The sequence below is a fragment of the Streptomyces sp. NPDC088124 genome (assembly GCF_040685895.1).
Lineage (GTDB): Bacteria > Actinomycetota > Actinomycetes > Streptomycetales > Streptomycetaceae > Streptomyces.
The window spans coordinates 49,098-75,480 of sequence record NZ_JBFBJB010000018.1 but is presented as its reverse complement, the minus strand read 5'-3'; the positions used below and the strand labels follow the sequence as shown (position 1 = coordinate 75,480).

The following is a 26,383-nucleotide window of genomic DNA, read 5'->3' as shown; positions in this document are numbered from 1 at the left end:
CTGTCACACCTCAGCCAAGGAAGAGACATGACCGTTCAGCCCACCGCCCTCGCCCCCTTCCACCTGGCCATCCCGGTCGACGACATCGAAGCCGCCCGGGTGTTCTACGGCACGGTGCTCGGTTTCAGCGAGGGCCGCTCGGACACCAAGTGGATCGACTGGAACTTCGCCGGCCACCAGGTGGTCACTCATCAGGTCGGTGACGGGTCCTCCGGGACCGACCGGGACGCCATCGCCGGGACCAACCCCGTGGACGGCCACCAGGTGCCGGTGCCGCACTTCGGACTGGTGCTCCCCGTCGCCGAGTTCAAGGAACTCGCCGACCGGCTCACCGCCGCGGGCACCGACTTCGTGATCGAGCCCTATGTCCGGTTCCAGGGTGAGCCGGGCGAGCAGTGGACGATGTTCTTCCTCGACCCGGCCGGCAACGCGATGGAGTTCAAGGCGTTCGCGGACATCAACCAGCTCTTCGCCGCCTGATCCGTCACCGGAACGGGCCGGGGCCCGGCATCGGACGACGGTCATCAGCAGGAGGACTGGTCCCGCTGATGACCGTCGTGCGGGCCCCCGTGCCGTACGGCCCGTCCGTCCGCGGTACGCACCGCATCCGTACGACCCGCACGACTGACACCACATCCCAGCCATAGGACATGTCAGATCCGGAGGACCCCCATGACGAGCGTATCAACGGTTTCCACCGCCCCCGGGAACACCTCGGCCCCCGGGGCCGGGGCAGGCCCGTCGGCCCCGGCGGCCCGCAGGGCGGCGATGGCGGCGGCGGCCGGTACCGCCATCGAGTACTACGAGTTCGGCGTCTACAGCTACCTGGCCGTCGTCATCGGCCCGCACTTCTTTCCCAGCGACGACCCCACGGCCACCCTGCTCGCCACCCTGGCGGTGTTCGGCAGCGCGTTCCTGATGCGGCCGCTCGGCGGCATCGTCCTCGGCAGGCTCGGTGACCGGGTCGGGCGCAAACCCGTGCTGATCCTCACGGTGGTGGGGATGGGCAGCGCCACCGCCGCCATCGGACTGCTGCCCACGGCCGGCACGATCGGTGTGGCCGCGCCCGTGGCGCTGCTCCTGATACGGCTGACGCAAGGGTTCTTCGCGGGCGGCGAGGTGACCGGTTCCGCCACGTATCTCGCCGAGTCGGCCCCACACGGCAAGCGCGGACTCTTCGGAGCCTTCACCCCCGTCGGCGTGGCCCTCGGAGGCGGAACGGCGGCTCTGGTGGCGGGCCTCACCACGACCGTACTGAGTGAGCGTCAGCTCGACGCCTACGGCTGGCGCATCCCCTTCCTGCTCTCGCTTCCGCTGGTCGCCCTCGCACTGTTCGCGCGCAAGCGTCTTGAGGACTCCGAGGCCTTCCTCGCGAAGAAGTCGGAACAGGCCACGGCGAAGGCGCCGCTGACCGAGGTGCTCACCCAGCACCGCGCTCCGCTGCTCAAGGTGACCCTGCTGGCCATCGGTTCCAACTGCGGCTACTGGGTCGGCCTGATCTTCATGAACATCTACCTCACCACCGAACTCGGCTACGCCAAGTCCTCCACGTTCTGGATCATGGGCGGGATCAGCCTGTTCGTGGCAGCACTCATGCCGGTCTGCGGAGCGCTCTCCGACCGGTGGGGCCGCAAACGCCTCCTCACGGTCGGCTTCGCCGGATACGCGGTCCTGGTCATCCCCGCCATGCTCGTCATGGGCCTGGGAAGCTTCCCGCTCGCGGTCGCCGCCATGGTGGTCCTCGCCCTGCCCATGCCCATCGTCCAGTCCGTCACCTACCCGACGTACGCCGAGATGTTCCCCACGAGGGTGCGCTACACGGGTCTCTCGTTCAGCTTCAACATCGGCACCATCGTCGGCGGCGGGCTCAGCCCCTACCTGGCGACCTGGCTCATCTCCGCCACCGGCAACCTGCTCGCCCCGGGGTTCCTGCTGATGGTTGCCGTGGTGATCGCCCTGCTCACCCTGCGCACCGTCCGGGAATCCAGCCGGGAGACGCTCGCATGACCACCACCGGGTCCGGGCCCACCCACCGCGACGCCGTACCGTCCACCCCCGCAGCGCTCCGCCGTCTTGTGGCGGACGGCCGGTGGACCGGGCCCACCGCCGGGATCCTGGACGGATACCAGCAGGCCAACCTCGTGATCGTCCCGCAGGACCTCGCCTTCGACTTCCTGCTGTTCTGCACCCGGAACCCGAAGCCCTGCCCGGTCATCGCCGTGACCGAGCCCGGTGACCCGGTCGTCCGCCTCGGCGGCACCGAGGCGGATCTCCGTACCGACCTGCCCCGCTACCGGGTGTGGCGGCACGGTGAACTGACGGACGAACCGGGCGACATCACGGGCCACTGGCGCCCGGACTCCGTCGGTTTCCTGCTGGGCTGCAGCCACACCTTCGAGGGGCCGCTGCGCGCGGCGGGGGTCCCCGTCCGCTACGCCGAGGACTCGGCGGCGCCGCCCGTCTACGTCACGAACGTGCCGACGAGGCCGGCGGGGAGGCTGTCCGGGCCCCTGGTGGTCAGTCTGCGGGCGATCCCCGCCGGGCTGGTGGCGCGCGCCGTCGAGATCACCTCCCGCTACCCGGCCGGGCACGGCGCGCCGGTGCACATCGGTGATCCTGCGGCGCTCGGCATCGCCGATCTGACCCGGCCGGACTTCGGACCGGCCCCCGTCGTCATGCCCGGTGACGTGCCGGTGTTCTGGGCCTGCGGGGTGACGCCGCAACTGGCGCTGCCCCAGGTCAGGGCCGAGTACGCGATCACGCACTACCCCGGCCACATGTTCGTGTTCGATCACACGGTCGACGCCGGGCCGGAGAACGTGGGGGAGGACGCCCGGGTGCCCGCGTCCTGGACGGCCCCCACCCTGTCCGTACCGCGGTGGGTCTCGTCGAGTGCCCCTGACGGGTGATCCCGGCGTGGCCGGCGGCGGTCCTGGGTCGCGGCAAACTCGCCCTGCTCACCGTGCTGGGCACCGACCGGTTCGCCGCCGACACGGAGTGACGCCCCCGCGCCACCGGGACAGAGGCCGGGACCGGGGCCGGAATCAGGCGGCTCCTCAGTCCTGGACCGCGTCGCCCGGTGCGTGGGGAAGCAGCGGGAACAGCCGGGTGATGAGGGCGACCGGTCGGGCGCCGTCCGGCCGGGCCAACGGGGTTCGGTGCGCCGGGTCACGGTGGTGGGTGAGGAGATCCTGAGCCGCTCGTGCCGGGAGGTGACCCAATTCGGCTCCCCCGGGTTGTCGGCGCTGATCGACGACATGTTCCTGACGATGTACGTGGCCGACGGCGCCGGGCTGGCTGCCAACCAGGTGGACGTCGGCCTGCGGCTCTTCGTCTACGACTGTCTGGACGACCACGGGATCCTCACGGGAGCGGAACCGGGTCGGATGGGCGCCGGGTGATGGCGGGCGGTGACGGCTATAGCCTTTGGTCATGAGTGTGAGCGAAGCCGGTCCTTTCGATCGTCGGAGTCTGCGCGAGCGGACCATCGCCTATCTGCGTGAACAGATCGTCTCGGGGGCGCTGCGCCCCGGCGAGCACGTCCGGGAGGTACCGCTCAGCGACACGCTCGGGGTCAGCCGGGGGACCTTGCGGGAGGCGCTGCGTCCGCTGGAGGCCGACGGTCTGCTCGTCAACGACGGGAAGGGGCGGATGCGGGTCAGGAAGCTCAGTGCCCAGGAGATCGGTGACGTCTTCGAGGTGCGGACGGCCCTGGAGATCCTGGCGGCCTCGAAACTCGCGGGGAGCGCCCGGCGTACGGAGTTCGCGGACGCGCTGGAGCGGAAGGTCGAGCAGTTGCGGGAGCCCGGTCTCGGGTTCGGTGAGCGGATCGACACCGACCTGGGTTTCCACGCCCTGATGTGCGAGCTGACCGGCAATGGCACGCTCAGCCGTTCCTGGCTCCAGCTGAGCAGCCAGATCCGGATGATGATCATCGCGGCGGGGCAGGAGCGGGCGATCGGCAGGATGGGCTACGAGGCGCACCTGCCGATCATCGAGGCCATCCGCACCGGTGACGTGGACGCCGTCCGGGAGACCCTCACCGAGCACATGGCGGACTTCACCCGCCGGTATGTCGGTGACGCGCTCGCCGAGGAGACGACACCCACGGAGAAGCCGTGACGGGTCGGGGTCGGCGGACCCTGCGGAGTGCGTCGAAGAAACCCCGCTTCGTCTCGGTGCCGGCCGCCCAGTCGACCGGTACGGCCTGATATCCGTTGTGGTAGTCGCCGATCGTCGGCCGCGGCGGGTCGGTGGTGACCGAGCCCGGGTCGAAGTAGCCCCAGGAGGCGCCCGCGGCGAGGGCGGCCTTCATGTGGTTGTGCGGCTGGTCGAAGTCGAAGTGGTCGTCCTCGTTGAACATGATGGGCTTCGCGGTGTACCCCGGTGCGGCCCTGACCTCCTCGGCCATCTCCCGCAGCCGGTCCGGGGCGGGGGTCCCGTTTCCGTGCAGCAGGACGAAGTCGGCCTCGGCGAGCACCCGTTCGGTGATGATGGGCGGGTGGGCGAGGAAGCTGGTGCTGACCAGCAGCCTGCGGCCCTCGTGGGTGATCGACTTGGCGAGTGCGATCAGTTCGTGGACGCGTTCGGCCTTGATCAGGCTGTGCGTGTAGTGGCGGTGCCAGTTCACCTCGTTGGCGATCTCGATCAGTACGTGCCGCCAGCCGGACCGGAGCACCCAGGCGCAGACCTCGGTGACGGCCCGCCGGATGGCCGGTTCGTCGCGCAGCCGGTGGTCCTGGCCGTGGTAGAAGATGTCCAGGATGACGACGAGGCCGAGCCGGTCGGCCTCCTCGATGATCCTTCCCAGGCGTCCGCGGTAGGCCGCCGACAGTTCGCCCTCGGGGGTGAACGCGGCGTTGTCCCAGGGCTGTTCGACGCTGTAGCCCTGGGGGCTGCCGCCCTGGACGCCGAGGGTGAAGGCGTCGAGGCCGTCCGCCTTCCACTGCGGCATGGCGGCGAGGAACTCGCGGGTGTTGCGCTCGGCGTCCCACACCCCGGTGTCGGGGTAGGCCCACTGGTGGACGGTGTCGGGATTGGCGTCGTCGAACACACCGTTGATCATGCGGCTGTTGAGGCCGCCGCCGGACACGATCTCGACGCCGTGGAGGCCCTGGCGCGCAGGGCCAACGAACGCACCCGCTCGATGGGCGTCGCCTTCTCCGGTTGCACCCTCCCCGGGGCCGGCCGGCCGCTGTTCACCGTCCCGGAGGGCCGGATGGCCATCGGACTGGGCATCCACGGTGAGCCGGGCATCGCCGAGGTGGACCTGCCGACGGCCGACGGGCTCGCCGAACTCCTCGTGGAGCGGCTGCTGTCCGGGGAGGAGGTGCCGCCGCCGGACGGGCCGGGTGGTGCCCGGGTCGTCGCCCTGCTCAACGGGCTCGGCACGGTGAAGTACGAGGAGTTGTACGTCGTCTACCGGCGCGTCGCCCAACTCCTCGACACCGCCGGCGTGTTCGTGGCCGACCCGCAGGTGGGCGAGTTCTGCACCAGCTTCGACATGGCGGGGGTCTCGCTGACCCTGCTGTGGCTCGACGACGAGTTGGAGCGGCTGTGGTTCGCGGCGGCCGACACCCCGGCGTTCCGTACCGGAAGCGTCGACGCCCCGCTGCCGCGGTCCGTACCGGCTCCGGCCTCGGAGGGGGCCGGGGCGGCCGGCGGAGCCACGGTGGCCGGGGCCGGATCCGGGCCGCCGCCGGAGGCGAGTGAGGAGTCGCGCCGGCTCGCGGCCCGTATCGCCGAGGTCCTCGGCGCCGCACACACCGCGATCGACGCCACCGCCGAGGAACTGGGCCGCATCGACGCGGTGGCCGGGGACGGCGACCACGGCATCGGCATGCGGCGCGGGACCCGCGCCGCGGCCCAGGCCGCCGCCGCGGCGGCCGGGCAGGGCGCGGGCGCTCTGACCACGCTCGACACGGCGGCGAGCGCCTGGTCCGACAGGGCCGGCGGCACCTCCGGCGCCATCTGGGCGGTCATCCTGCGCGCGGTGGGCCGTGAACTGGGCGACGGCCGCGCCCCCGTGGCGGCGGACCTCGTGCGCGGGCTGAACCGCGCCGTCGAGCAGGTCACGGCCTACGGCAAGGCGGTGCCGGGCGACAAGACACTGGTCGACGCGCTCGTACCACTGGCCGACACCTTCGCCGCGGCGGTCGCGTCCGGCGCCGATCCCGCCACCGCCTGGGCCAAGGCGACGGCGGCGGCCGGCGCCGCCGCGGACGCCACGGCCGGCCTGCTCCCCCGCCTCGGCCGGGCCCACGTCCATGGCGAACGGTCCCTCGGCACCCCGGATCCCGGCGCCGTCTCCCTCGCCACGCTCGCCGGGGTCGTGGCGGAATTCTTCCCCTCGGCCCGATGACCGCCCCTCGGCATCGAGACCCGACGGCCCGACGGCCGACGGCTCCGCACACTCCCGGCCCCCGGGGCCCCGGGGGCTCAGGCCCACGACGAACGGACTCCCCCTCATGAACGCCTGGCGCCTCGTCGTCGGCTCGGACGGCGCAGGATACGAGTACAAGCAGCGCATCAAGGCCGATCTCCAGGACGATCCCGAGGTGGCACATGTCCTGGACATCGGTGTGAACGCCGACGGGCACACCCCTTATCCCACCGTGGCCATCCAGGCCGCCGAGATGATCGCGCGGGGCGAGGCCGACCGGGCGATCCTCGTCTGCGGGACGGTACTCGGGGTCGCCATAGCGGCCAACAAGGTCAAGGGAGTGCGCACGGTCACCGCCCATGACAGCTACTCCGTCGAGCGGTCGGTCCTCTCCAACAACGCGCAGATCCTCTGCATGGGACAGCGGGTGGTGGGCATCGAGGTCGCCCGCAGGCTGGCCAGGGAATGGCTCGGCCACCGATTCGACACGGCCGGCCCGTCGCACGCGAAGGTCGCCGAGATCGACCACTACGAAGCACGGTGACCCGGTACGGCCCCGGGGCACCGCGTCCCGGAAGGAGCGCGGTGACCCCCGGCATGGGCCGTGGCCACCGGGCCGTGGTCACCCCATGACGGGTGCGCGCCGGGAGCCGGTCGCCCGCTCGACACCGTAGGGAAGCCCGCCCTACGGGCGGACGGCGCTATGTTCGTCACACGCCCCAGCGGCCCTGAGGGGACCTCCCGCGGGGCCGGGCGTGCGCCGTCGCGCGTGCGGCCGCCCCGCCCCGGCCCGCCCGACGCGCACCCCCGCCCCGATCCGCCAGAGGAGCAGAGGAACCGCCCATGACCGCCGCCCTGCCCGTGACCTTCGACGATGTCCGCGAGGCCGCTGTGCGCCTCGACGGCATCGCCCACCGCACTCCGGTGCTGACCTCCCGCACCCTCGACGCCCTCGTCGGCGCGGAGGTGTTCATCAAGTGCGAGAACTTCCAGCGCGTCGGCGCCTTCAAGTTCCGCGGCGCCTACAACGCCGCCGCGCAGTTGTCCCCGGGGCAGCTGGCCCGGGGCATCGCCGCGTACTCCTCCGGCAACCACGCCCAGGCCGCCGCGCTGGCCGCCCGGGAGCTGGGCACCGGCGCCGTCATCCTGATGCCCGAGGACGCCCCCCGGTCGAAGAGGGAGGCCACCGCCGGATACGGCGCGGAGATCGTCACGTACGACCGGTACACGCAGGACCGCACCGCGCTGGGCGAGGCGCTCGCCGCCGGGCGCGGCCTCGCGCTCATCCCTCCCTACGACCACCCGCACGTCATCGCCGGCCAGGGCACCGCGGCCCTCGAACTCTTCGAGGAGACCGGGGAACTGGACACACTCGTCGTACCCGTCGGAGGCGGGGGGCTCATGGCGGGCAGCGCCCTCACCGCCAAGACCCTGTACCCGGGTATGCGGACCGTCGGTGTCGAACCCGACAGCGGTGACGACACCAAACGCTCCCTGGAGGCCGGCGAGCGCGTCACCATCCCCGTCCCCCGGACCCTCGCCGACGGGCAGGCCCTGCCCACCCCCGGCGAGATCACCTTCGCCGTCAACCGGCGGCTCGTGGACGCCATCGCCCTCGTGAGCGACGACGAGATCCGCGACGCCATGCGCTTCGCCTTCGAACGGCTGAAGATCGTCCTCGAACCCAGCGGCGCGACCGCCCTGGCCGCCCTGCTCGCCGGACGGATCGGGAACCGTCGCCGGCGGATCGGTGTCATCGCCTCCGGGGGAAACATCGACATCCGGCGGTTCACCGACATCATCGGCGGCTGACAGGCCCGGGGCGGTCGCGGGGCACCGCCGCTCGGCTCAGATCGTCGCCGTGTCGATCACGAAGCGGTAGCGGACGTCCGAGGTGAGCACGCGCTCGTACGCCTCGTTGATCCGGCTCGCCTCGATCAGCTCGATCTCGGCACCGAGACCGTGCCCGGCACAGAAGTCGAGCATCTCCTGGGTCTCGGCGATGCCGCCGATCGCCGAACCCGCGAGGGTCTTGTTCCCGCCGATCAGGGAGAACAGGTTGAGGGACACGGGCTCCTCGGGGGCGCCGACGTTCACCAGGGCGCCGCCTGTCCTCAGCAGGCCCAGGTACGCGCTGAAGTCCAGGGGCACGGACACCGTGGAGAGAATGATGTCGAAGGTGCCGGCCAGGTTCTCGAAGGTGGCCGGGTCGCTGGTGGCGTAGTAGTGGTCGGCGCCCAGCTTCAGGCCGTCGTCCTTCTTGCGCAGCGACTGGGACAGCACCGTGACCTCGGCACCGAGGGCGTGCGCGATCTTGACGGCCATGTGGCCGAGGCCGCCCAGACCGACCACGGCGACCTTCTTGCCGGGCGCGGCGCCCCAGTGCTTCAGCGGGGAGTACGTGGTGATGCCCGCGCAGAGCAGCGGCGCGGCCACGTCCAGCGACAGCCCGTCCGGGATGCGGACCGTGAAGTTCTCGTCGACGACGACCTTCTGCGAGTACCCGCCGTAGGTGGGCTCGCCGTCGCGGCCGACGGCGTTGTACGTGCCGACGTTCCCGGCCACGCAGTGCTGCTCCCGCCCGTCCAGGCAGTTCTCGCAACGACGGCAGGAGTCGACCATGCAGCCGACGCCGACCCGGTCGCCGGCCTTGAACTTCGTCACGCCGGGGCCGACCTCGGCGACGACACCGGCGATCTCGTGGCCGGGCACCATCGGGAAGATGGCCTCGCCCCAGCCCTCACGGGCCTGGTGGATGTCGGAGTGGCAGATGCCGGCGAACTTGATGTCGATCAGAACGTCGAACTCGCCGACCGCGCGGCGCTCGATGGTGGTGCGCTCCAGCGGGGCCTTGGCACTGGGAGCGGCGTATGCGGCAACAGATGTGTTCATGTCCCCAGAGTGCCTCAGCACACTCTGTTCACCCAGGTCACAGCTTTGCGTATGTCCAGTGGTCCTACTACTGGCGGGGTCAGGAACCTGGTCGTACGAAGGGGAATACTGGAAGGCATGGACAACATCCCCGCCACGGCCGACGGACAGGCGCCCCTCCCCGACGGCCTCGACGGCCGGGCCGGGCTCAGCGAGTTCCTGCGCACCCGGCGGGCCCGGCTCAAGCCGGAGGACGTGGGGCTCCCCTCGCACGGGCGGCACCGGCGGGTACCGGGGCTGCGGCGCGAGGAGCTGGCGCAGCTGGCCGGGGTCTCGGTGGCGTACTACACACGCCTGGAGCAGGGCAACGGGCGCAATGTGTCGGCGGAGGTGCTCGACGCCATCGCCCGCGCCCTGCGCCTGACCGACGCCGAGCACGCACACCTCACCCACCTCGCCAAGCCGAAGCAGCAGCGCAGGAAGTACCGGGTGGCCAGGCGGCAGCAGGTGCGGGTGGCGCTGCAGCAGCTGCTGGAGTCGCTGGAGGGTGTGCCCGCGTACATCAGCGGGGCGCGCTCGGACATCCTCGCCTGGAACCGCAGCGCGGCGGCGTTGTTCGGCGACTGGGGCAAGCTGCCGCCCGGGGAGCGCAACTGGGCGCGGCTGACCTTCCTCTCCCCCGACTACCGTGAGCTGTTCCTGGACTGGGACTCCAAGGCGTCCGACATCGTCAGCTATCTGCGGCTGTACGCGGGCCAGCATCCGCAGGACCCCGACCTGTCGGCACTCGTGGGTGAACTCTCCGTCAAGAGCGACGAGTTCCGGCGGCTGTGGGCCACGCACGACGTGAAGGAGAAGGGCCACGGCGTGAAGCGGATGCGGCATCCGCTGGTCGGCGATCTCACCCTCGCGTACGAGACGATGCATCTCGCGGACGACCACGAACAGTTCCTGTGCGTGTACCACGCGGAGCCGGGCTCCGCGGCGGCGGAGGCGCTGCGCCTCCTGGCGAGCTGGGGCCCGGACACGGTCGGCGCGGACGGCCGGACTCCGCACCCCTGAGACCCCGCGGTGTGAGCGGGGTCGTCCGCGTCCGTGCGGGTGGGGTCAGCGGGTGACCGCCCGCGGGGCCGGGGGAACGGGCACGAGCCGGTAGGCGTCCCCGTACGTGACCACGCGGCCGGCGGTGGGCGGCGGGAAGTGGGTGCCCAGCACGAGGGTGTCGGTGTCGGCGACCGAGCCGAGCAGCTCGCGGCGCGAGGCCTCGGACCGCTCCGGATCGATGTCGACGCACGCACCGATGGAGGGGTGGGCGAGCTGGACCGGGTGGTGGACGCAGTCCCCGGTGACCAGCAGGGTCTCCCCCTGGCTGATCAGCTTGACGGAGATGTGACCGGGAGTGTGTCCGGGGGTGCTGATCAGGCGCAGCCCGGGGGCCGTCTCGACGCCCTCGGCGGGTACGTCGACGAGGTCGAGCAGTCCCGCCTCCTCGACCGGGAGCACGGAGTCGCGGAACATCTGCCGGCGCGGCTCGTCCATGGCGTGGCCGGCCCAGAACTCCCGCTCGACGCGGGAGGTGACGTGGCGGGCGTGGGGGAAGGTGGGGACCCAGGCGCCGTCCACCCACCGTGTGTTCCAGCCGACGTGGTCGGTGTGCAGGTGGGTGAGGATCACCAGGTCGACGCTCTCCGGGGCGTACCCGGCGGCCGTGAGGCGCTCGACGTAGTCGGTTCGCAGGTCGTGCCAGGCGGGGTTGGCCCGTGTCTTGCCGTTGCCGATGCCGGTGTCGACCAGCACCCGCAGCCCGCCGACGGTGAAGGCGAAACTGTGGCTGTCGATGCGCAGGGCGCCGTCCCGGTCGGCGAAGTCGGGGCGCAGCCAATCGTGCCAGTCGACGACCTCCCTGGTGGCGTCGGGCAGCAGCCAGGGGCCGACGGCGGGCGGCAGGAGGACCTCGTCGATGCGGTGGACGGTGACGTCGCCCACCGTCCAGGAAGGGAGGGCGGTGGCCCCGTGGGCCGGTGAGGGGTTCATGGTCGCTCGTTTCCTGAGGAATGTGGGACGAAATACGCCGTGCCGATGGGCGGCGTGAGGGGCGCGCCGGGCTGTGGTGCGGGGGCGGCCCGGTGTGACGCCGGGCAGGGACCTCTACGCCAAACGCAACCTGTTTGCGTTAAGGCACCGTAGAACCTAGAGTGCATTAACGCAAACTGTTAGCTTTTGCAGCGGAATCCTTCGCCCCCGGCAGATACAGGAGAGGACACCCATGTCCGCCGAAGACCTCACACCACCGGAAGCGGCCCGCTGGGCCGGCCGCGCCGGGCTCCCCCTGCCGGCCGACCGCCACGCCGCGGTGGCCGCCACCGTCAACCACATCCACTCCGTCGTCGCGGTCCTGCGCGAACTGGACTTCGCCGACACACCACCGGCCGCCGCCTACCGCGCGGAGGAGGAGAAGCCCGATGCAACCGTATGAACTGTCCCTCGCCGCGGCCGCCGACGCGATCCGGGAGCGGAGGCTCTCCCCCGTCGAGCTGGTGGACTCCGTCCTCGACCGGGTCGAGGAGGTGGAGCCACTCCTGGGGGCCTATGTCACCGTCACCGCGGAGCAGGCCCGTACGGCCGCGCGCGCGGCCGAACGCGACATCGCGGCGGGCCGCGCGCGTGGCCCGCTGCACGGCATCCCCATGGGGCTGAAGGACCTGATCGATGTCGCCGGCACGGCCACCACGGCCAGCTCCCGGGTCCGCGCGGAGCACCGCGCGCGGGCCGACAGCACGGTCGCCGCCCGGCTGTCCGCGGCCGGCGCGATCCTGGTCGGCAAGACCCACACACACGAGTTCGCCTACGGTCTGATCACCCCGCAGACCAGCAACGCCCGGGACCGGAACCGGATCGCCGGCGGCTCCAGCGGCGGGTCCGCCGTCGCCGTCGCCGCGGGCGGCGCGACCTTCGCCCTCGGCACCGACACCGGCGGATCGATCCGGGTGCCCGCCGCGCTCAACGGCGTCGTCGGCCTCAAGCCGACCTACGGCCTCGTCCCCCGCCACGGCATCACGTCCCTGTCCTGGTCGCTGGACCACGTCGGGCCGATCACCCGCACCGTCGAGGACGCGGCCCTGGTCCTCGCCGCCCTGGCCGGCCACGACCCCCGCGACCCCGCCTCCCTGGCCACGCCCGACACCTCCGCCTACCGGCCGGGCGCGGGGACGGACCTGACCGGGCTGCGGATCGGTGTGCCGCGCACCTTCTACTTCGACCACATCGACCCCGAGGTCGAGGCCGCCGTCCGGAGCGCCGTCGACCAGCTCCGGAGCCTCGGCGCACGCCTCGTCGAGGTCGAGATCCCCATGACGCGCTACCTCCAGGCCACCCACTGGGGCCTGATGGTCCCCGAGGCCACCGCCTACCACGAGCGCACCCTGCGCGCGGTCCCCGAGCTCTACCAGGCGGACGTACGCGTCCTCCTCGAAGCCGGCGAACTCCTGCCCACCGGGGACTATCTGCGCGCCCAGCGCGCCCGCACCCTCATGCGGCAGGCCTGGGCGGAGCTGCTGAAGGAGGTCGACATGATCGCCGCCCCCACGGTCCCGGCGACCGCGGTGGAGACCGGCCAGTCCGCCATCACCTGGCCCGACGGCACCACCGAGGGCGTCTCCGACGCCTACGTACGCCTCTCGGCCCCCGCCAACATCACCGGCGTGCCCGCGCTGTCCCTGCCCGTCGGCTACGACACGGCGAGCCTGCCGATCGGTATGCAACTGCTCGGCCGGCCCCTCGGTGAGGCCGCGCTGCTGCGGGCGGGTCACGCGTACGAGCAGGCACGCCTCGGCGCGACGGCCTCTTGAAGCAATGAAATTGCGTTAAGCTGACTGTATGAGTCCCAGACCAATGGCGCGCCCCGGCGGGCGCAGCGCCCGGGTGCAGGCGTCGGTGCACGCCGCCGTACGGGAACTGGAGTCGGAGGTGGGCCGGGAGGCGCTGACGGTGCCCCTGATCGCCGGCCGCGCCGGTGTCACCCCCTCCACGGTCTACCGCCGCTGGGGCGATCTGCAGGAGTTGCTGTCGGACGTCGCGGTCGAACGCCTGCGGCCCGAGACGCCGCCCGAGGACACGGGGGACCTGGGCTCCGATCTCGGGGCCTGGGCCGAGCAGTTCCTGGAGGAGATGGCCTCCCCCTCGGGCCGCGCCTACATCCGTGACGCCCTGCTCGGCGACCCGGACGGCGGCAACGCCGGTCAGTGCTCGGCCTACGCGGCCGAGCAGATCGACATCATCCTCGCCCGCGCGGCCGGCCGCGGCGAGGACACACCCGACGTCGGGACGGTACTCGACCGCGTCGTCGCCCCCGTCATGTACCGCGTCCTCTTCCGCCCCGACCGGCTCGACGCCGCCTACGCCCGCCGTCTGGTGACCGGGTTCCTCGGAGCACCGGCGTAGGGCCGTACCGCCCCGCACCGGTCGCGGGGCGGTACGGGGTCAGGCGAAGGCCAGGTCCGTCGACTCGGCGCGGATGCGTTCCTCGTCGACCTCGACACCGAGGCCTGGAGCGGTGGGGACGGTCGCGACGGCCGAGACGATGTCCAGCTTGTCGACGTAGAGGCCGGACAGCAGCTCGGGTCCGTTCAGTTCGGCCGGCAGGGCCAGTTCCAATTGGCTGAACAGGTGCAGCGCCGCCGCGAAGCCGATGCCGCAGTCGGTCAGGCCGCTGCCGAGCACCTCCAGGCCGCCGGCCAGGGCGACCTGGGCGGTCTTCAGGGCGTTGCGGATGCCGCCGGACTTGCAGATCTTGAGGACCACGAGATCCGCGGCGTCGAGGCGCATGACGCGCGCCAGGTCCCGGGCGGTGAAGCTGCCCTCGTCGACGGCGACCGGCAGGTCGATCATGCTCCGCAGCCGCCGCAGGCCGAGGAGGTCGGTGCTCGGCACGGGCTGTTCCACACAGTGGATCCCCGGTATGCCGTGCAGAGCGCGCAGCAGGTGCCTGAGCGCGCTCGGCCGGTAGGACTGGTTGGCGTCCAGCCAGATGGGCTTGCCCCCGGCGACATCGGCGACGGCCCTGACGGCCGCGGCGTCGGCGTCCGGGTCGCCGCCGATCTTCACCTTGAACGCCGGGTAGTGGGCGGAGGCCCGCGCGTGCTCGCGCACCGCGGACGGCTCCCCCACCCCGATGGCCGAGCAGAGCGGCACGGTGTCGCGCAACTTGCCTCCCAACAGGGCGTGCACGGGCAGCCCCGCCAGTTTGCCCGCCGCGTCGTGCAGGGCGATGTCGACGGCCGCCCGAGCGAACGGAAAGCCGTCGGAGACCGAGGGACCGAGTCGGCGGTTCGCCCGTGCGTGGAACAACTCCACGTCGAACGGGCTGAGTTGGAGCAGAATGGGGGCGAGATGCCGCTTGATGACCACGGCGATCGTCTCGGCGGTCTCGTAGCTCCAGCTCGGCAGGGCCCGCTGCTCGCCCCAGCCGACGATCCCGTCCTCGGTGGTCAGCCGGACGAAAATCACCGGACCCGCCCGGTCCGGGGTGCCGACGGTGCCACTGCCGAGCACGAACCGCCGGGCGAAGGGTACGGCCACGGGGAAGACGTCGACCGCGGTGATGCGCGACATGGGGTGCGGAGTCCTTTCGACGGAGGGGCCGTACCGGGGCCGTACGAGCCGTCGCGGGCGCCGGGACTCAGTCCGGCAGCCCCCAGGGCCTGGCCTCACCGATGGCGGGTACGTCACGTGGCCCCAGGTCCGGGCGGGTGCCGCGGGGGCTGACCACGGCGGTCCCCGCCCGGCCGAGCGCGATCTCGACCCGGCCGGGCGCCGTCTCCCGGTGGCGCAGCCGACGGCCCCGCTCGTCCCGTACGTCGACGGCGCCGTCGATGCCGTGGTCGAGGACGAGGGGTGCGCCGGCCTCGCTGTGGACCCGTACCCATCGGGTCCGGCCGTCCGACCGGTCCGCGTCGACGAGGAACGCGCCCTGCGTGCGCAGGGACTGGAAGGAGAGGTCGGGCCAGCGTGACGACACCGAGGGGAAGACCCGGACGACGCCGCCATGGCTCTGCACGGCCATCTCCAGGACCGACTGGGCCGCCGCCAGCGGGCTTTCCGTGCCGAGGTTGCCGTCCTCGACGTACATGGTGTTCGGGGTCAGCCGGGCGCCCCAGTTCTGGTGGACGACATTGCCGTCGGTGAAGTACGTCAGGAAGTCCAGGGCCTCTTCCGGCCGTTCCATCAGGGACGCCATGACCGAGGCGACGGCGTAGCTGTAACCCGCCCACAGGCCACGGTCCTTGACCCAGTGGTCGAACGTGGTCCGCATGATGTCCCGGTCGGCGGGCCGGTCCCAGGTCAGCTCGTGCAGGGGGTACAGCCACAGCATGTGCGAGAAGTGCCGGTGGGATTCGGTGAGCGGCTTTCCGGCGCCGATGATGATGCCCGTCGTGTCACGCGGGTAGTCGACGAGCCGTGTGAGGATCTCGCGCCAGCGGCCGGCGCGCGGGTGGTCCGTACGGAGCACGGTCAGGCAGTCGAGGAGGGTGGCGCAGCCCCAGCGGAGCAGGGAGAGGTCGTAGGTGCAGTCGGTGGCGTCCGCCCACTCGGGTGACCGGGTGAGCGGCAGGTGAAGGCGTCCGTCGCCGCCCTCGTACAGGAAGTGGTCGTAGAAGTTCACCGCGTTGACGAGGATCGGGTGGAGGACGTCGCGCACGATCCTGATGTCCATGGTGTGGCGGTGGCTGAGCCAGATGTTGTGCAGGGCCCAGATGAGGTTGCCGTTGTTGTCGGTCTTGGTGGAGGTGCCGGGGATGCCGACGGTCTTGGCGCCGGGCCGCAGCGTCCAGTCCGAGGGGTGGGCCAGGGCGTAGGTGCGGCCGTCCCGGTACTCCGGAGGGACGGAGACCGGCAGGTGCTTCTCGAAGTCCTTGAACGTGGAGGTGACGGAGTCGAGTTCGGGGTGGTTGGAGCCCTGGATCAGCCAGGTGGCGATCTGCACGTTGAGGTTCCACCAGACCGCGGTCCAACTGCCGCCGGTCTCCGGGTACCAGGGCCCCCACTCGGACATCGAGGGTCCGCCGGCCCGGGTGGCACAGGCGGCCTTGTAGAGCTGGATCCAGTAGAAGTCCTGGATGCGTTTGTCGGGTAACGACAGCAGGCTGCGCCGGTAGAAGCGGTGCCACCAGTCGCGGTGTTCGCGCACCAGCCGGTCCGGGTCCACGGCCAGGGTGCGGGCCACTTCGGAGAGGGCCGACTCGGTCGTGCCCGACAGGTCGTCGGGGAAGCGGTAGACGATGTGCGCGGCGAGCAGCCTGGCGGTGCCGGCGCGCCGTTCACGCCAGGCGGTGGTCCAGCCGCCGCCCACGATCAGCGGCTGTTCCACGTATCCGGTCCCCCGCGCGGAGCCGGTGCGGGGGTCGGGGTTGCCGGTGTAGTCGGCGGGTTTGTCCTTGGTGCGCGGCGAGGTCGCGGGCAGCCAGGTGAACGACCAGGCCGCGGCCTCCTCGCCGGCGCTGGGCCGGGTGGAGATCAGCAGCGCGGTACGGGTGTTGTGCACCAGCATCGAGAAGCGGACGCAGCCCCGGGTCGTGGTGATGGTGCCGCGCAGTTCGGCGTCCCAGAGGTCCAGGGTCCAGTCGACACCGGTCACCTCGCCGGCGAGCGTGAGGTCGAAGTGGCCGATGGGCAGGCGGGAGAAGCCGTAGGGGGCGCGCCACTGCGGCCGCTGGTCCTGCACCTGGCCGTGACTGACCATGACTTTCACCGAGTTGGGCGTCGCGCCCCGGTAGACCTGGGCGCCGAGCAGGCCGTTGCCGAGGAAGGGGCCGTCCTTCCAGTCGCCGGGCATCCGCCGCCATCGCGGGGCGGCGGCCCTGACCACCCGTTCGTGCACACTACGCGCTCCGGCGGAGTCCCGGGGCGCCGCCAGGACGGCACCGGACCCGGCCGACCAGCCGGCGGCCGCGACGGCGGCCGCCGTGCCGATCGCGCCTCTGCGAGAGATCCCGTTCCCTGTCGTCGGGGTCACGTATACGCCTCCCATGTCAGGTGGTGCACCTCCTGGCATGGTGCAGCTCCTTACGGCGACAGGGGAAGACCTCCGACGTATCGGAATTCCGGCGTCGGCAAATCCGCAGGTGAAGCGGGATCTCTCTCTATCTCTCGACTCAGAAGGCCGCCAGTCGGCCGATGTATCCGGCTTCTACGCGAACTCCCCCGCCGTCGGCCGGCGCGTCGCCGCCGTCGCCTCTCCGACGTCGGTGAGGGGGCGCAGCCGGTAGGTGTAGGAGTAGTCGCGGTCGGCGAGGAGCTTGTACTCGTCGTGGGTGTGGGCGCCCCAGCTGTTGTCGCCGCCCACACCCATCTGACGATGGTTCAGGCGCAGGACGACCGCGTCGCGCGGGGTGAGCTGGTAGTCGTGGCGCACTCCGCCCGACAGGTCCTCCGGGGTGAAGTGCGAGGCGTTGACCTCCAGGAGCGGTTCGCCGGAGACGAGCAGGCCGGCACCGTCACGTCCGGTCAGCGCGGCCCAGCGGACGTCGGTCTTGTTGCCGTTCTCCTGCGGGCGCAGGTAGGAGGTCCACTGCCCGGCGACGGTGCCCGAGTACAGGCCCACATCGGTGCCGTTGTTGCGGTCCCACATGTTCTCCTCGGGGCCGCGGCCGTAGTAGTGCAGGCGGTCCAGGTGCTTCGGCAGGAACAGCAGGGTGCCGACCTCGGGGAGGTAGGGCAGGCTCGACGCACCCGGGTGCAGGGTGTGGTCGACCTTGATCTCGCCGTTGCCGAAGACCGTGTACGTGGTGGTGTACGTCGACTCCACGGTCGTCGGCAGTGTGCCGCTGACCTTGATCTCGACGGCCTTGTCCCGCAGTGCGCGGACATCGACGGCCGTGACCTCGCGCAGGGAGCCGGCGTCGCGCCAGGTCTGGTTGCGGGTGTGCTGGCCGTTGCCCCGGTCGTTGTCGGTGGGCGCCCGCCAGAAGTTCGGCACGGGGCCCGAGGTGATCAGCCGGAGGCCTCGGGCCTCGTACGAGGTGATGGTGCCGGTGCCCTTGTCGACGGTGACGGAGAAGCCTCTTCCCGTGACGGTGACGGTCTTCTCGCCGTCCTCGTGGCGCAGAGCCGGTACGGTCTCCAGCGCCACCGGTGTCACGGCCGGACTGCTCGCGGCGACGGGCAGTTGCTGCTTGGCCGTCTCGAACCCGGCCTCGGCCCACTTGGCCGGCTCCTTGGTGGTGAAGGAGAGCTGCAGGAAGTACTCCGTGCCGGGCGCCGGTCTCGCCGGGACCTTGACGGGGACCGTGATGTCCTTGCTGGTGAGCGGAGCGACGTCCAGCTGGTCGCGGCTCAGCCTGCCGCGCTGGACGACCTTGCCGTCGGCGACCAAGGACCAACGGCCGTCGAACTCCCGGAGGTTGGTGAAGAGGTGCTCGTTGGTGAGGGTGACCCGGCCGGAGGTGACGGTGTCCCCGCCGACGGGCGCGGCGTTGATCGCCTGGTAGATCTGCTTGACCTCGACGGCCTTGCCGGTGCTGCCACGGTCGGCGGTGACGATGCCGTCCCCGGAGAACGCCCCGTCGTTGGGGTTGTCGCCCCAGTCGCCGCCGTAGGCGAGGAACGTCCTGTCGCGGGGCCGCTTCTCGGTGAGGCCGACGGTGGCGGCGTCGAACCAGAACCGTACGCCCTCGTCTCGGGGGCCGCGGCTGCCCGAGGCCAGTTCGGTGGCGCTCAGCGCCCGCGCGTACACACGCGCCCGGCGGATGGTGCCGCTGAACTCGCGGGTCGGGTTGTCGACGTCGGTGGCCAGCACCAGCGGCGCGGTGTTGACGGCGGGGCCCCGGGGGGCGGTCCGGGTGGCCCGGACCGCGCCGTCGACGTGGAGGCTCAGGGTGCCGGCCCCGGCGTCGAAGACGCCCGCCACATGGTGCTCGCGGCCGGTCCAGTCGTCCGGCAGCGGCCAGCTCGCGGTGACCCACTGGCCGCCGTCGTGGATGAAGAACTCCAGGGTCCGGCCGGACTGCTTCAGGGCGTAGTGGGTGTCGCCCTTGGCGATGATCGGCTGGTGATAGCCGGTGACGCCCGGGGTGACCCATGCCTCCAGCGTGAGCGAGCCCGTGAGGTCGAGGCTCGCGTCCCGGGCGAAGACGGTGCCGCCCGAGACTCCCGTGGCGCGGGCGAAGGTGCCGCTGGGGGCGACGAGCTCGCCGTTCAGGGCGGCGGGCCCGGACTCGGTGAGCAGCTTGCGCGTGGGGGTGGGCCAGCTCAGGGCCTGGTCGACGAAGTCCCAGATCCAGCCGCCCTGGAGCACGTCGTAGCGGCGGACGAGGTCCCAGTACTTCTTGAAGTTGCCGCTGGAGTTCCCCATCGCGTGGGAGTACTCGATCATGACGTACGGCCGGGTGTCGCCCGTGTCCTTCGCCCGGGCCTCGACGCGGGAGGGACTGTCGTACATCTCGGAGCGGATGTCGCTGATGCCCGGGCGGTCGTCGCCCTCGTACTGGATGACTCGGGTGGTGTCGTAGGAGCGGATCCAGTCGTACATGGCGGTGAAGGTGCTGCCGCCGCCCGCCTCGTTGCCGAGCGACCAGATGACCACGGACGCGTGGTTCTTGTCGCGGTGGACCATGTTCTGGGCGCGGGCCACGCACGCCTCGGTCCACTCGGCGTGGTTGCCGGGGTAGTCGCCGCGGATGCCGTGGGTCTCCAGGTTGGTCTCGTCGACGAGGTACAGGCCGTACTCGTCGGCGAGTTCCAGCCACAGCGGGTTGTTGGGGTAGTGCGAGGTACGGACGGTGTTGATGTTCAGCCGCTTGATGACGCCGATGTCCTCGACCATGTCGGCGCGGGTGAGCGCCGAGCCGTGGGTCGGGTGCATCTCGTGCCGGTTGGTGCCCCGGAAGGAGACCGGCTTGCCGTTGATGCGCATCAGCCCGTCCCTGAGCGCGAACTCGCGCAGGCCGACCCGGTGGGAGAGGGTCTCGACCACCTTGCCCGCCGGATCCCGCAGGCGCAGCACGGCGGTGTAGAGGTGCGGATGCTCGGCCGACCAGAGGCGCGGCGTGGGCACGGCCTTCGCGGCCTGTACGGTCGTCTCCTCGCCGGCGTCGAGCGTGACGGTCTGCTGGAGCGGCCGGCTCCAGACCGGGTGCCCGCCTGCGTCGTACAGCTGGGTCTCGACCGCGTACCGGCCGGCGCCCTCGCCTCCGTAGTCGCGCACGCTGGCGGTGACCGACAGCTCGGCCGCCGTGCAGTCGTCGCTCAGCGGGGTGTCGAGCTTGAAGTCGCGCAGATGCACGGCGGGTGTGGAGTACAGGTAGACCGAGCGGAAGATACCGCTCAGCCTGATCATGTCCTGGTCCTCCAGCCAGTCGCCGTCGGAGTAGCGGTAGACCTCGACCGCGATCTGGTTGGTGCCCGGCTTGAGGTGCCGGGTGATGTCGTACTCGGCGGGATCGTAGGAGTCCTCGTGGTAGCCGACCAGCTCGCCGTTGATCCAGACGTAGTGGGCGGACTTCACTCCCTCGAAGTGCAGGAAGGTGCGCCGTCCCGCCCAGTCGCGCGGGACCGTGAAGGTGCGGCGGTACTGGCCGACGGGGTTGTAGCGGGTGGGGGCGGCCGGTGGCTGTGCCTCCTCGCCCCGGCCGTTGGCGCCCCACCACGGGTATGTGATGTTGACGTAGATCGGGAAGTCGTAGCCGTGCAGCTGCCACACGGAGGGGACGGGGACGCTGTCCCAGGAGGTGTCGTCGAGGTCGGTGCGGTGGAAGTCGGCGTCCCGGTCGTCGGGGCGGTCGGCGTAGGCGAACTTCCACGTGCCGTCCAGCGTGAGCCGGTACGGCGACCGGGTGCGGTCGGCGGCCAGCGCCTGGCCGAGGGTCGCGTACGGCATCAGGGTGGTGTGCGCCGGCTCGGCTCCCAGCCGGAAGACGTTGATACGGCCGTTCCACTCCGGGGTCCCGGCGACCGCCTCGCGCCGGCCGGCCGCGTAGGACGGTACGGGCGACGTGGACAGGGCGAGCGCGCCGAGGACGGCGGCTCCGCCCTCAAGGAGACGACGGCGGCTGACGGCCGTGGGAGACACGTGCGGGTGCGGCATGTCCGTGACCTTCCTCGGAGCGAACGGGAAACCACGTTCCTGATCAAGGCTCGAATACGGCGTGTGCGTAAGGAACTTGATGCTGCGTCAGATGACACGGGAGATGACGGTGAGGTCACCGGGTCAGCCTCACCCTAGGACTCGATCACAAACGAATCAATGATCCTGTCGGAATCTGTGCGTTCCTGATGGGTGTCATGACACCCGCTTCAGATGGACCGCCGTGCTCGCCCAGTCCCCCGCCGGCAGCTCCAGTGGCAGTCCGTGCTCCATCAGTACCCTCGCGTGGTGCGCGACCCCGGTCGTCATGTCCCGGTAGACCGCCGCCGGGTCGAGGCCGGCGAGGTGGACGGGCAGCTCCGGCCGCCCCCGGCGGGGCGTCCGCCGCCAGGCGAGCACCAGGGTTTCCGCCCGGTCGGCGGAGGCGTACTGCACGACGCTGGGCCCGTCGTCCACCGGCGCCCGCAGCCGGTACTGCACGCCGTGCTGGACCAGATGACGGACCCGCTTGTACGCGTCGACGAACGCGGCGCCCTCGGCGATCTCCTCGTCCGACCAGCGGGTGAGGTCACCGCCGACGCCGAGCACCCCGGCCGTCGCCACATGGAAGCGGAAGGCCAACGGCACGGAGCGCGAGGTGAGTTCATTGGGTACGTCGGTGACCCACGCGGCCATCGTGGACGCCGGGTAGAGCTGACTGTAGCCGTGCTGGATGGCGATGCGGTCGGCCGCGTCGGTGTTGTCGGACGGCCACGCCTGGTCCGTACGGGACAGGATGCCGAGGTCCACGCGTCCGCCGCCGCCACTGCACGCCTCGACGCGCAGCCGGGGATGGTCGGCGCGCAGCCGGTCGATGACGCGGTAGAGGTTGCGCACATAGGTGCTCCAGAGCCGGTCGTCACCGTCGGGCCCGGACGGACCCGCCTCGCTGAACGGCCGGTTCATGTCCCACTTGAGGAAATCGACACCATGGTCCGCGACCAGTGCGGTGAGCCACGCGTACGCCCACTCGGCGACGTCGTCCCGGGCGAAGTTCAGCACGAGCTGGTTGCGCAGCTCGGTCCGCGTACGGTGCGGGAAGTGCAGGACCCAGTCGGGGTGCGCGCGGTAGAGGTCGCTGTCGGCGTTGACCATCTCCGGTTCGACCCAGAGGCCGAAGAGCATGCCGAGGCGGTGCACCTCGTCGGCGAGCGGCGCGAGGCCCCGCGGGAACCGGTCGGGGGACGGTGTCCAGTCGCCGAGTCCGGCCCGGTCGCCGCGCCGGGCGCCGAACCAGCCGTCGTCCATGACGTACAGCTCGGCCCCCAGCTCGGCGGCGCGCGCCGCGAGGTCCATCTGGCGCTTCTCGTCGATGTCGAAGCCGGTGGCCTCCCAGGAGTTGTAGAGCACGGGGCGTATCTCGTCGGGGTGCGGCAGGACGTGGGCACGGGTGTACGCGTGCCAGGCGCGGCTCGCCGCGCCGAAGCCGCCCCGGGTGTGGAGTCCGGCGAAGCGCGGCGTGGTGTGGGTCTCCCCGGGCCCCAGGCGCAGGGTCGTCGCCGCGTCGTGTCCCGCGCCGCCGGTGAAGCCGGCCCGGCCGTCGGAGGTGCGCTGGACGGTGACGCGCCAACTGCCGCTCCAGGCGAGGGCGGCGCTCCACACCTGGCCGTGGTCCTCGCTCGCCCCGCCGTCGTCCAGCATGACCCACGGGTTCAGGTGGTGGCTGGAGATCCCGCGTCTGCTGGTCAGCACGGTCTCACCGAACGGCAGTGTCTCGCGGCGGAGCTGGGTCTCGGCGGCCCACTCCCCGGTGACATGGCTGAGCCGGTAGTCGGCGCGCGGCGGCAGGGTCCAGGCCGCCGCGTCGGCGCGCAGCAGGACGATGTCGTCGGCGCCGGTGTTGCGCAGGGAGGTCCAGCGCTCGATCACGTCGCTGTCGTGGTGGACGCGGTAGTGCAGGACGATGGAGAGCGGGTAGTGCCGATCGCGGAAGACGAGGTCCAACTCGCCTGCCCCGTCGGGTCTTTCGCGGATTTCATGGCCGACGGGCTCCCATTCGAGGGCGCGGGTGCCGTCGACGAAGCGGACCTGGAGGGAGGGCACCCCGTAGCGGGCGCCGCCGTCGACGGGCAGTTCCTCGCCGACCGGCGGCCGGCCCTCGAAGCTGTTGGCCTCGCGGTCCACCGGGTGCGGGCGGGCCGCGATCTCCCGTGCCTCGTCCAGGGTCAGCCTGCCGCCCCACGCCACATGGCAGGGTGCTCCGCTGCGGTCGGTCCGCACCGCGTACGAGGTGTGCGGGGTGGTGAGCAACCACAGGCCGGCGTCCGGGGCGTAGGAGATGTGGGGCATGGAGATCCTCACGTTCGGGGGCGGCAGCGTGACGGCTGGCAGCCAATCCACCCGCTGATTTCTTGTCAAGTACGGCTACGGGAGCAGTCTTTGCATGATGCGAGCCTGATCAACTTTCGTTTCCGAGGACTCCTGCTTTTTTTATTGACAGAGGAAATTAACTCACCTACGTTTCCGGCCATGCCGACGACCGACCAGGTGGAGGCCTTCCCCGCGGCCACCCCCGCCGCCTCCTTGGTGTTCACCACCGTGCTCTCGCAAGGCCCGCTCTCCCGTGTGGAGCTCTCCCGGCGCACCGGCCTCTCGTCGGCCGCCGTGACCAAGGCCGTACGCCCGCTTTTGGCGGCCGGGTACTTCGTCGAGGCCGCCGACGACAGCGCCCCGCCCGCCGTCGGCCGGCCCGCCAACCCGGTGCGGGTGGACGGCGGCCGGGCCCTGTTCATCGGGGTGAAGGTGACGGCCGACGAGGTGATCGCGGTCCTCGCGGACCTGTGCTGCCGGATCCGGCTGGCCCGCCACGTGGCGCTCACCGACCGTGCGCCCGGTGCCGTGATCGCCGTGATCGCGGAACTGGCGGGAGAATTGGAGACGGAGGCCGAGGGGTTCGGAGTGCGGGTGCGGGGCCTCGCGGTCGCCGTCTCCGGCGATGTGGACCGGGCGGCCGGAGTGGTCCGTTACTCGCCGTTCCTCGACTGGCGTGACATCGCCCTCGCCGAACTCACGGCGGCGGCGACCGGGTTGCCCACCACCGTGGACAACGACGTCCGGGCGCTGACGGTCGCCGAGCAGTGGTTCGGTGCCGGAGTGGGACTCACCGACTTCGCCCTGATCACCGTCGGCGCCGGGATCGGCTGCGGCCTGGTGGTCAACGGGCGGGTGGTCGCCGGGGCGCACGGCGCGGCCGGTGAGATCGGCCATCTGTCCATCGATCCGCGAGGACCGCTGTGCCACTGCGGCAACCACGGCTGTGTTGAGGCGATCGCCTCCGACTCGGCCATCGTGCGCCGTATCCGGCGCGACACGGGCGAGTCCCCGGCCGGCCCCGCGCAGGCACTCCAACTGGCGCACGGCGGAAGCCCGGAGGCCCGCGCGGCATACGCGGACGCGGGCGCGGCGATCGGCCGGGCGATCGGCACGGTGGTCAATCTGCTCGGCCCCGAGCGCGTGATCATCTCGGGCGAGGGACTCGCGGCGTACGACCTGTTCGCCGCCCAGATCAAGGAAGCGTTCTCCACGACCGCTTTCAGCACCGCCGATCAGTGCGACGTGATCATCCGTCCGCTGCCGTTCGAGGAGTGGGCGCGCGGGGCCGCGGCCACCGCGATCCAGGCCTTCACAGGGTCAGACACCTTCCGGGAGAAGCGATGACGCAGCAGAGCCGCACACCCGCCACCGCTGGTCCGAGACGACGCGGCGTCCTGGGCGGACTGATGGGAGTGGGCGCCGCCGCCCTCGCCGGGCCCGCCCTGGCGGCGTGCGGAGGCGGCCCTCCCGCCGCCGATCCGAAGTCCGTGACCTTTGGCTCCAACGGCGCCGACGCCACCCCCAAGAAGGCCTACGCGGCCGTGACCAGGGCCTTCACCGAGAAGACCGGGCTGAAGGCCAAGACCAACACGGTCGACCACGACACCTTCCAGAAAAGCATCTCCAGCTATCTCCAGGGCACCCCGGACGACACCTTCACCTGGTTCGCGGGCTACCGCATGCGGTACTTCGCGGAGAAGAAGCTGGCCGGTCCGGTCGACGACGTGTGGGAGACCATCGGCTCCGGCTTCAGCGAGGCGGCCAAGCAGCTCTCCCGGGGCACGGACGGCACGTACTACTTCGTTCCGCTGTACAACTACCCATGGGCGGTCTTCTACCGGAAGAGCGTCTTCGAGGAGCGTGGCTACACGGCGCCGGCCACCTGGGCGCAGTTCGTCGCGCTGGCCAAGAAGATGAAGAAGGACGGGCTCTCCCCGATCGCCGCCGGCTACGGCGGCGGCGACAGCTGGTCCGTCCTCGGCGCCTTCGACTATCTGAACCTGCGGGCCAACGGCTACGACTTCCACATGGATCTGATGCGCGGCGGCGTGGCCTGGAGCGACCGGCGCGTGAGCACCGTCCTCGACCTGTGGCGGGAACTCGCCCCGTACCACCAGCCGGGCGGCGGCGGGCGTTCCTGGCAGGACGCGGCGCAGTCGCTGTTCGACAAGAAGTCCGGCATGGCCGTCATCGGACTCTTCCTCGGCCAGCAGGTCACCGACGAGGCGCTGCGCGAGGACATCGACTTCTTCCCCTTCCCGGAGATCGACCCGGCGCACGGCAGGGACAGCGTCGAGGCGCCGACCGACGGATTCATGCTCAGCCGCAGACCCAAGAACCCCGAAGGCGCGCGGAAGTTCCTCGAATTCCTCGGCAGCGCCGAGGCGGAGAGCATCTACCTGAGTGTCGACCCGAGCAATGTCGCCGTCCACAGCAAGGCCGACACCAGCACGTACAACGCGCTGCAGAAGAAGTCGGCCGAGCTGATCGGCGCCGCGCGACACATCACCCAGTTCGGCGACCGGGACAGCGATCCCGGGTTCGTCTCCACCGTCGTGCTGCCCGGCCTGACGCAGTGGCTCGGCCACCCGGACGACGGGGCGGCCACGCTGAAGAAGATCGAGTCCCAGCGCGGGCGCTTCTTCTCCGGCTGATCCGCCCCGGCCCCCCGTCGCCTCCGCCTGAGGGAAGCCCACCCC

The 26,383-nt window shown here is 71.3% G+C and carries 20 protein-coding genes and 2 pseudogenes; 14 read left to right on the top strand and 8 right to left on the bottom strand.

Translation table 11 applies throughout. From position 1 onward, the window contains the following. Positions 1–27: 27 nt before the first annotated feature. The 3 genes from AB0P17_RS16910 to AB0P17_RS16900 all read left to right on the top strand — a co-directional run bounded on the left by AB0P17_RS16910 (position 28) and on the right by AB0P17_RS16900 (position 2,909). Positions 28–480, top strand: a complete 453-nt coding sequence (locus AB0P17_RS16910) for a VOC family protein (protein ID WP_365811646.1) — start codon at positions 28–30, stop codon at positions 478–480. A gap of 192 nt (positions 481–672) precedes the next feature. Then, positions 673–2,007 carry an MFS transporter gene (locus tag AB0P17_RS16905; RefSeq protein WP_365811644.1) on the top strand — a complete coding sequence of 445 codons (1,335 nt, stop codon included), beginning with the start codon at positions 673–675 and terminating at the stop codon, positions 2,005–2,007. After that, the gene (locus AB0P17_RS16900) at positions 2,004–2,909 is read left to right on the top strand and encodes a putative hydro-lyase (protein ID WP_365811642.1); all 906 of its coding nucleotides are present in this window, start codon (positions 2,004–2,006) and stop codon (positions 2,907–2,909) included. Before AB0P17_RS16905 ends, AB0P17_RS16900 begins: the two co-directional genes overlap by 4 nt. Before the next feature lie 147 nt (positions 2,910–3,056). Here the strand turns inward: AB0P17_RS16900 and AB0P17_RS16895 are convergent. Continuing rightward, positions 3,057–3,176: pseudogene (locus tag AB0P17_RS16895) on the bottom strand (ArsR family transcriptional regulator); the annotation flags it as partial. Here AB0P17_RS16895 and AB0P17_RS16890 point away from each other — a divergent pair. Beyond that, positions 3,159–3,359: pseudogene (locus AB0P17_RS16890) on the top strand (peptide deformylase); the annotation flags it as partial. The pseudogenes AB0P17_RS16895 and AB0P17_RS16890 overlap by 18 nt on opposite strands. A 73-nt stretch (positions 3,360–3,432) precedes the next feature. Then, positions 3,433–4,122, top strand: coding sequence for a GntR family transcriptional regulator (locus tag AB0P17_RS16885; protein ID WP_365811640.1), 690 nt, complete (start codon positions 3,433–3,435; stop codon positions 4,120–4,122). Here the strand turns inward: AB0P17_RS16885 and AB0P17_RS16880 are convergent. Beyond that, entirely contained in the window at positions 4,061–5,065 is a 1,005-nt protein-coding gene (locus tag AB0P17_RS16880; RefSeq protein WP_365811638.1) for a hypothetical protein, read from the bottom strand. The two genes, AB0P17_RS16885 and AB0P17_RS16880, sit on opposite strands and share 62 nt — an antisense overlap. On the opposite strand from AB0P17_RS16880, the gene AB0P17_RS16875 reads away from it, so the two are divergent. The 3 genes from AB0P17_RS16875 to AB0P17_RS16865 all read left to right on the top strand — a co-directional run bounded on the left by AB0P17_RS16875 (position 5,021) and on the right by AB0P17_RS16865 (position 8,194). Beyond that, positions 5,021–6,361 carry a dihydroxyacetone kinase subunit DhaK gene (locus tag AB0P17_RS16875; RefSeq protein ID WP_365811636.1) on the top strand — a complete coding sequence of 447 codons (1,341 nt, stop codon included), beginning with the start codon at positions 5,021–5,023 and terminating at the stop codon, positions 6,359–6,361. The genes AB0P17_RS16880 and AB0P17_RS16875 overlap by 45 nt on opposite strands. A 106-nt stretch (positions 6,362–6,467) precedes the next feature. Then, positions 6,468–6,926 carry a ribose-5-phosphate isomerase gene (locus AB0P17_RS16870; protein WP_365811634.1) on the top strand — a complete coding sequence of 153 codons (459 nt, stop codon included), beginning with the start codon at positions 6,468–6,470 and terminating at the stop codon, positions 6,924–6,926. A gap of 299 nt (positions 6,927–7,225) precedes the next feature. Beyond that, positions 7,226–8,194, top strand: coding sequence for a threo-3-hydroxy-L-aspartate ammonia-lyase (locus tag AB0P17_RS16865; RefSeq protein WP_365811632.1), 969 nt, complete (start codon positions 7,226–7,228; stop codon positions 8,192–8,194). Between the two features lie 36 nt (positions 8,195–8,230). Here the strand turns inward: AB0P17_RS16865 and AB0P17_RS16860 are convergent, their stop codons facing one another. Continuing rightward, entirely contained in the window at positions 8,231–9,274 is a 1,044-nt protein-coding gene (locus tag AB0P17_RS16860) for an NAD(P)-dependent alcohol dehydrogenase (protein ID WP_365811630.1), read from the bottom strand. A gap of 117 nt (positions 9,275–9,391) precedes the next feature. Between AB0P17_RS16860 and AB0P17_RS16855 the strand changes: the two genes are divergently transcribed. Continuing rightward, positions 9,392–10,315 carry a helix-turn-helix transcriptional regulator gene (locus AB0P17_RS16855; protein ID WP_365811628.1) on the top strand — a complete coding sequence of 308 codons (924 nt, stop codon included), beginning with the start codon at positions 9,392–9,394 and terminating at the stop codon, positions 10,313–10,315. 45 nt (positions 10,316–10,360) lie between these two features. Here AB0P17_RS16855 and AB0P17_RS16850 read toward each other — a convergent pair whose 3' ends face one another. Further along, positions 10,361–11,287, bottom strand: coding sequence for an MBL fold metallo-hydrolase (locus AB0P17_RS16850; RefSeq protein ID WP_365811626.1), 927 nt, complete (start codon positions 11,285–11,287; stop codon positions 10,361–10,363). A 232-nt stretch (positions 11,288–11,519) separates the two neighbouring features. On the opposite strand from AB0P17_RS16850, the gene AB0P17_RS16845 reads away from it, so the two are divergent. From AB0P17_RS16845 to AB0P17_RS16835, 3 genes are read left to right on the top strand one after another with little or no spacing between them, the layout of a single operon-like run. Beyond that, positions 11,520–11,729 carry a hypothetical protein gene (locus AB0P17_RS16845; RefSeq protein ID WP_365811624.1) on the top strand — a complete coding sequence of 70 codons (210 nt, stop codon included), beginning with the start codon at positions 11,520–11,522 and terminating at the stop codon, positions 11,727–11,729. Further along, the gene (locus AB0P17_RS16840; RefSeq protein ID WP_365811623.1) at positions 11,716–13,101 is read left to right on the top strand and encodes an amidase; all 1,386 of its coding nucleotides are present in this window, start codon (positions 11,716–11,718) and stop codon (positions 13,099–13,101) included. The genes AB0P17_RS16845 and AB0P17_RS16840 overlap by 14 nt, the downstream gene beginning before the upstream one ends. A gap of 28 nt (positions 13,102–13,129) precedes the next feature. Next, positions 13,130–13,693, top strand: a complete 564-nt coding sequence (locus tag AB0P17_RS16835; RefSeq protein WP_365811621.1) for a TetR/AcrR family transcriptional regulator — start codon at positions 13,130–13,132, stop codon at positions 13,691–13,693. Between the two features lie 39 nt (positions 13,694–13,732). Here the strand turns inward: AB0P17_RS16835 and AB0P17_RS16830 are convergent, their stop codons facing one another. From AB0P17_RS16830 to AB0P17_RS16815, 4 genes are all read right to left on the bottom strand, one after another. After that, positions 13,733–14,863 (bottom strand): enolase C-terminal domain-like protein, encoded by a 1,131-nt coding sequence (locus AB0P17_RS16830; protein WP_365811619.1) that lies wholly within the window; start codon positions 14,861–14,863, stop codon positions 13,733–13,735. Positions 14,864–14,930: 67 nt separating this feature from the next. Continuing rightward, entirely contained in the window at positions 14,931–17,264 is a 2,334-nt protein-coding gene (locus AB0P17_RS16825; protein ID WP_365811617.1) for a glycoside hydrolase family 95-like protein, read from the bottom strand. Between the two features lie 174 nt (positions 17,265–17,438). Beyond that, on the bottom strand, positions 17,439–21,332 hold the full coding sequence (locus AB0P17_RS16820; protein ID WP_365811615.1) for a glycoside hydrolase family 2 TIM barrel-domain containing protein: 3,894 nt from the start codon (positions 21,330–21,332) through the stop codon (positions 17,439–17,441). 195 nt (positions 21,333–21,527) lie between these two features. Further along, on the bottom strand, positions 21,528–23,660 hold the full coding sequence (locus AB0P17_RS16815) for an alpha-galactosidase (protein ID WP_365811613.1): 2,133 nt from the start codon (positions 23,658–23,660) through the stop codon (positions 21,528–21,530). A gap of 180 nt (positions 23,661–23,840) precedes the next feature. Here AB0P17_RS16815 and AB0P17_RS16810 point away from each other — a divergent pair, with 180 nt between their 5' ends. Then, a complete protein-coding gene (locus AB0P17_RS16810) occupies positions 23,841–25,028 on the top strand; it encodes an ROK family transcriptional regulator (protein ID WP_365811612.1) in 1,188 nt (395 codons plus the stop codon). Beyond that, on the top strand, positions 25,025–26,338 hold the full coding sequence (locus AB0P17_RS16805) for an ABC transporter substrate-binding protein (RefSeq protein WP_365811611.1): 1,314 nt from the start codon (positions 25,025–25,027) through the stop codon (positions 26,336–26,338). Before AB0P17_RS16810 ends, AB0P17_RS16805 begins: the two co-directional genes overlap by 4 nt. Positions 26,339–26,383 lie beyond the last annotated feature (45 nt).

What these genes read in the sequence shown, in the direction of transcription:
- AB0P17_RS16910 (WP_365811646.1), top strand. Translation starts at nt 28, where the DNA reads ATGACCGTTCAGCCCACCGCCCTCGCCCCCTTCCACCTGGCCATCCCG.
- AB0P17_RS16905 (WP_365811644.1), top strand. Translation starts at nt 673, where the DNA reads ATGACGAGCGTATCAACGGTTTCCACCGCCCCCGGGAACACCTCGGCC.
- AB0P17_RS16900 (WP_365811642.1), top strand. Translation starts at nt 2,004, where the DNA reads ATGACCACCACCGGGTCCGGGCCCACCCACCGCGACGCCGTACCGTCC.
- AB0P17_RS16885 (WP_365811640.1), top strand. Translation starts at nt 3,433, where the DNA reads ATGAGTGTGAGCGAAGCCGGTCCTTTCGATCGTCGGAGTCTGCGCGAG.
- AB0P17_RS16880 (WP_365811638.1), bottom strand. Translation starts at nt 5,065, where the DNA reads ATGATCAACGGTGTGTTCGACGACGCCAATCCCGACACCGTCCACCAG.
- AB0P17_RS16870 (WP_365811634.1), top strand. Translation starts at nt 6,468, where the DNA reads ATGAACGCCTGGCGCCTCGTCGTCGGCTCGGACGGCGCAGGATACGAG.
- AB0P17_RS16865 (WP_365811632.1), top strand. Translation starts at nt 7,226, where the DNA reads ATGACCGCCGCCCTGCCCGTGACCTTCGACGATGTCCGCGAGGCCGCT.
- AB0P17_RS16860 (WP_365811630.1), bottom strand. Translation starts at nt 9,274, where the DNA reads ATGAACACATCTGTTGCCGCATACGCCGCTCCCAGTGCCAAGGCCCCG.
- AB0P17_RS16855 (WP_365811628.1), top strand. Translation starts at nt 9,392, where the DNA reads ATGGACAACATCCCCGCCACGGCCGACGGACAGGCGCCCCTCCCCGAC.
- AB0P17_RS16850 (WP_365811626.1), bottom strand. Translation starts at nt 11,287, where the DNA reads ATGAACCCCTCACCGGCCCACGGGGCCACCGCCCTCCCTTCCTGGACG.
- AB0P17_RS16845 (WP_365811624.1), top strand. Translation starts at nt 11,520, where the DNA reads ATGTCCGCCGAAGACCTCACACCACCGGAAGCGGCCCGCTGGGCCGGC.
- AB0P17_RS16840 (WP_365811623.1), top strand. Translation starts at nt 11,716, where the DNA reads ATGCAACCGTATGAACTGTCCCTCGCCGCGGCCGCCGACGCGATCCGG.
- AB0P17_RS16835 (WP_365811621.1), top strand. Translation starts at nt 13,130, where the DNA reads ATGAGTCCCAGACCAATGGCGCGCCCCGGCGGGCGCAGCGCCCGGGTG.
- AB0P17_RS16830 (WP_365811619.1), bottom strand. Translation starts at nt 14,863, where the DNA reads ATGTCGCGCATCACCGCGGTCGACGTCTTCCCCGTGGCCGTACCCTTC.
- AB0P17_RS16820 (WP_365811615.1), bottom strand. Translation starts at nt 21,332, where the DNA reads ATGCCGCACCCGCACGTGTCTCCCACGGCCGTCAGCCGCCGTCGTCTC.
- AB0P17_RS16815 (WP_365811613.1), bottom strand. Translation starts at nt 23,660, where the DNA reads ATGCCCCACATCTCCTACGCCCCGGACGCCGGCCTGTGGTTGCTCACC.
- AB0P17_RS16810 (WP_365811612.1), top strand. Translation starts at nt 23,841, where the DNA reads ATGCCGACGACCGACCAGGTGGAGGCCTTCCCCGCGGCCACCCCCGCC.
- AB0P17_RS16805 (WP_365811611.1), top strand. Translation starts at nt 25,025, where the DNA reads ATGACGCAGCAGAGCCGCACACCCGCCACCGCTGGTCCGAGACGACGC.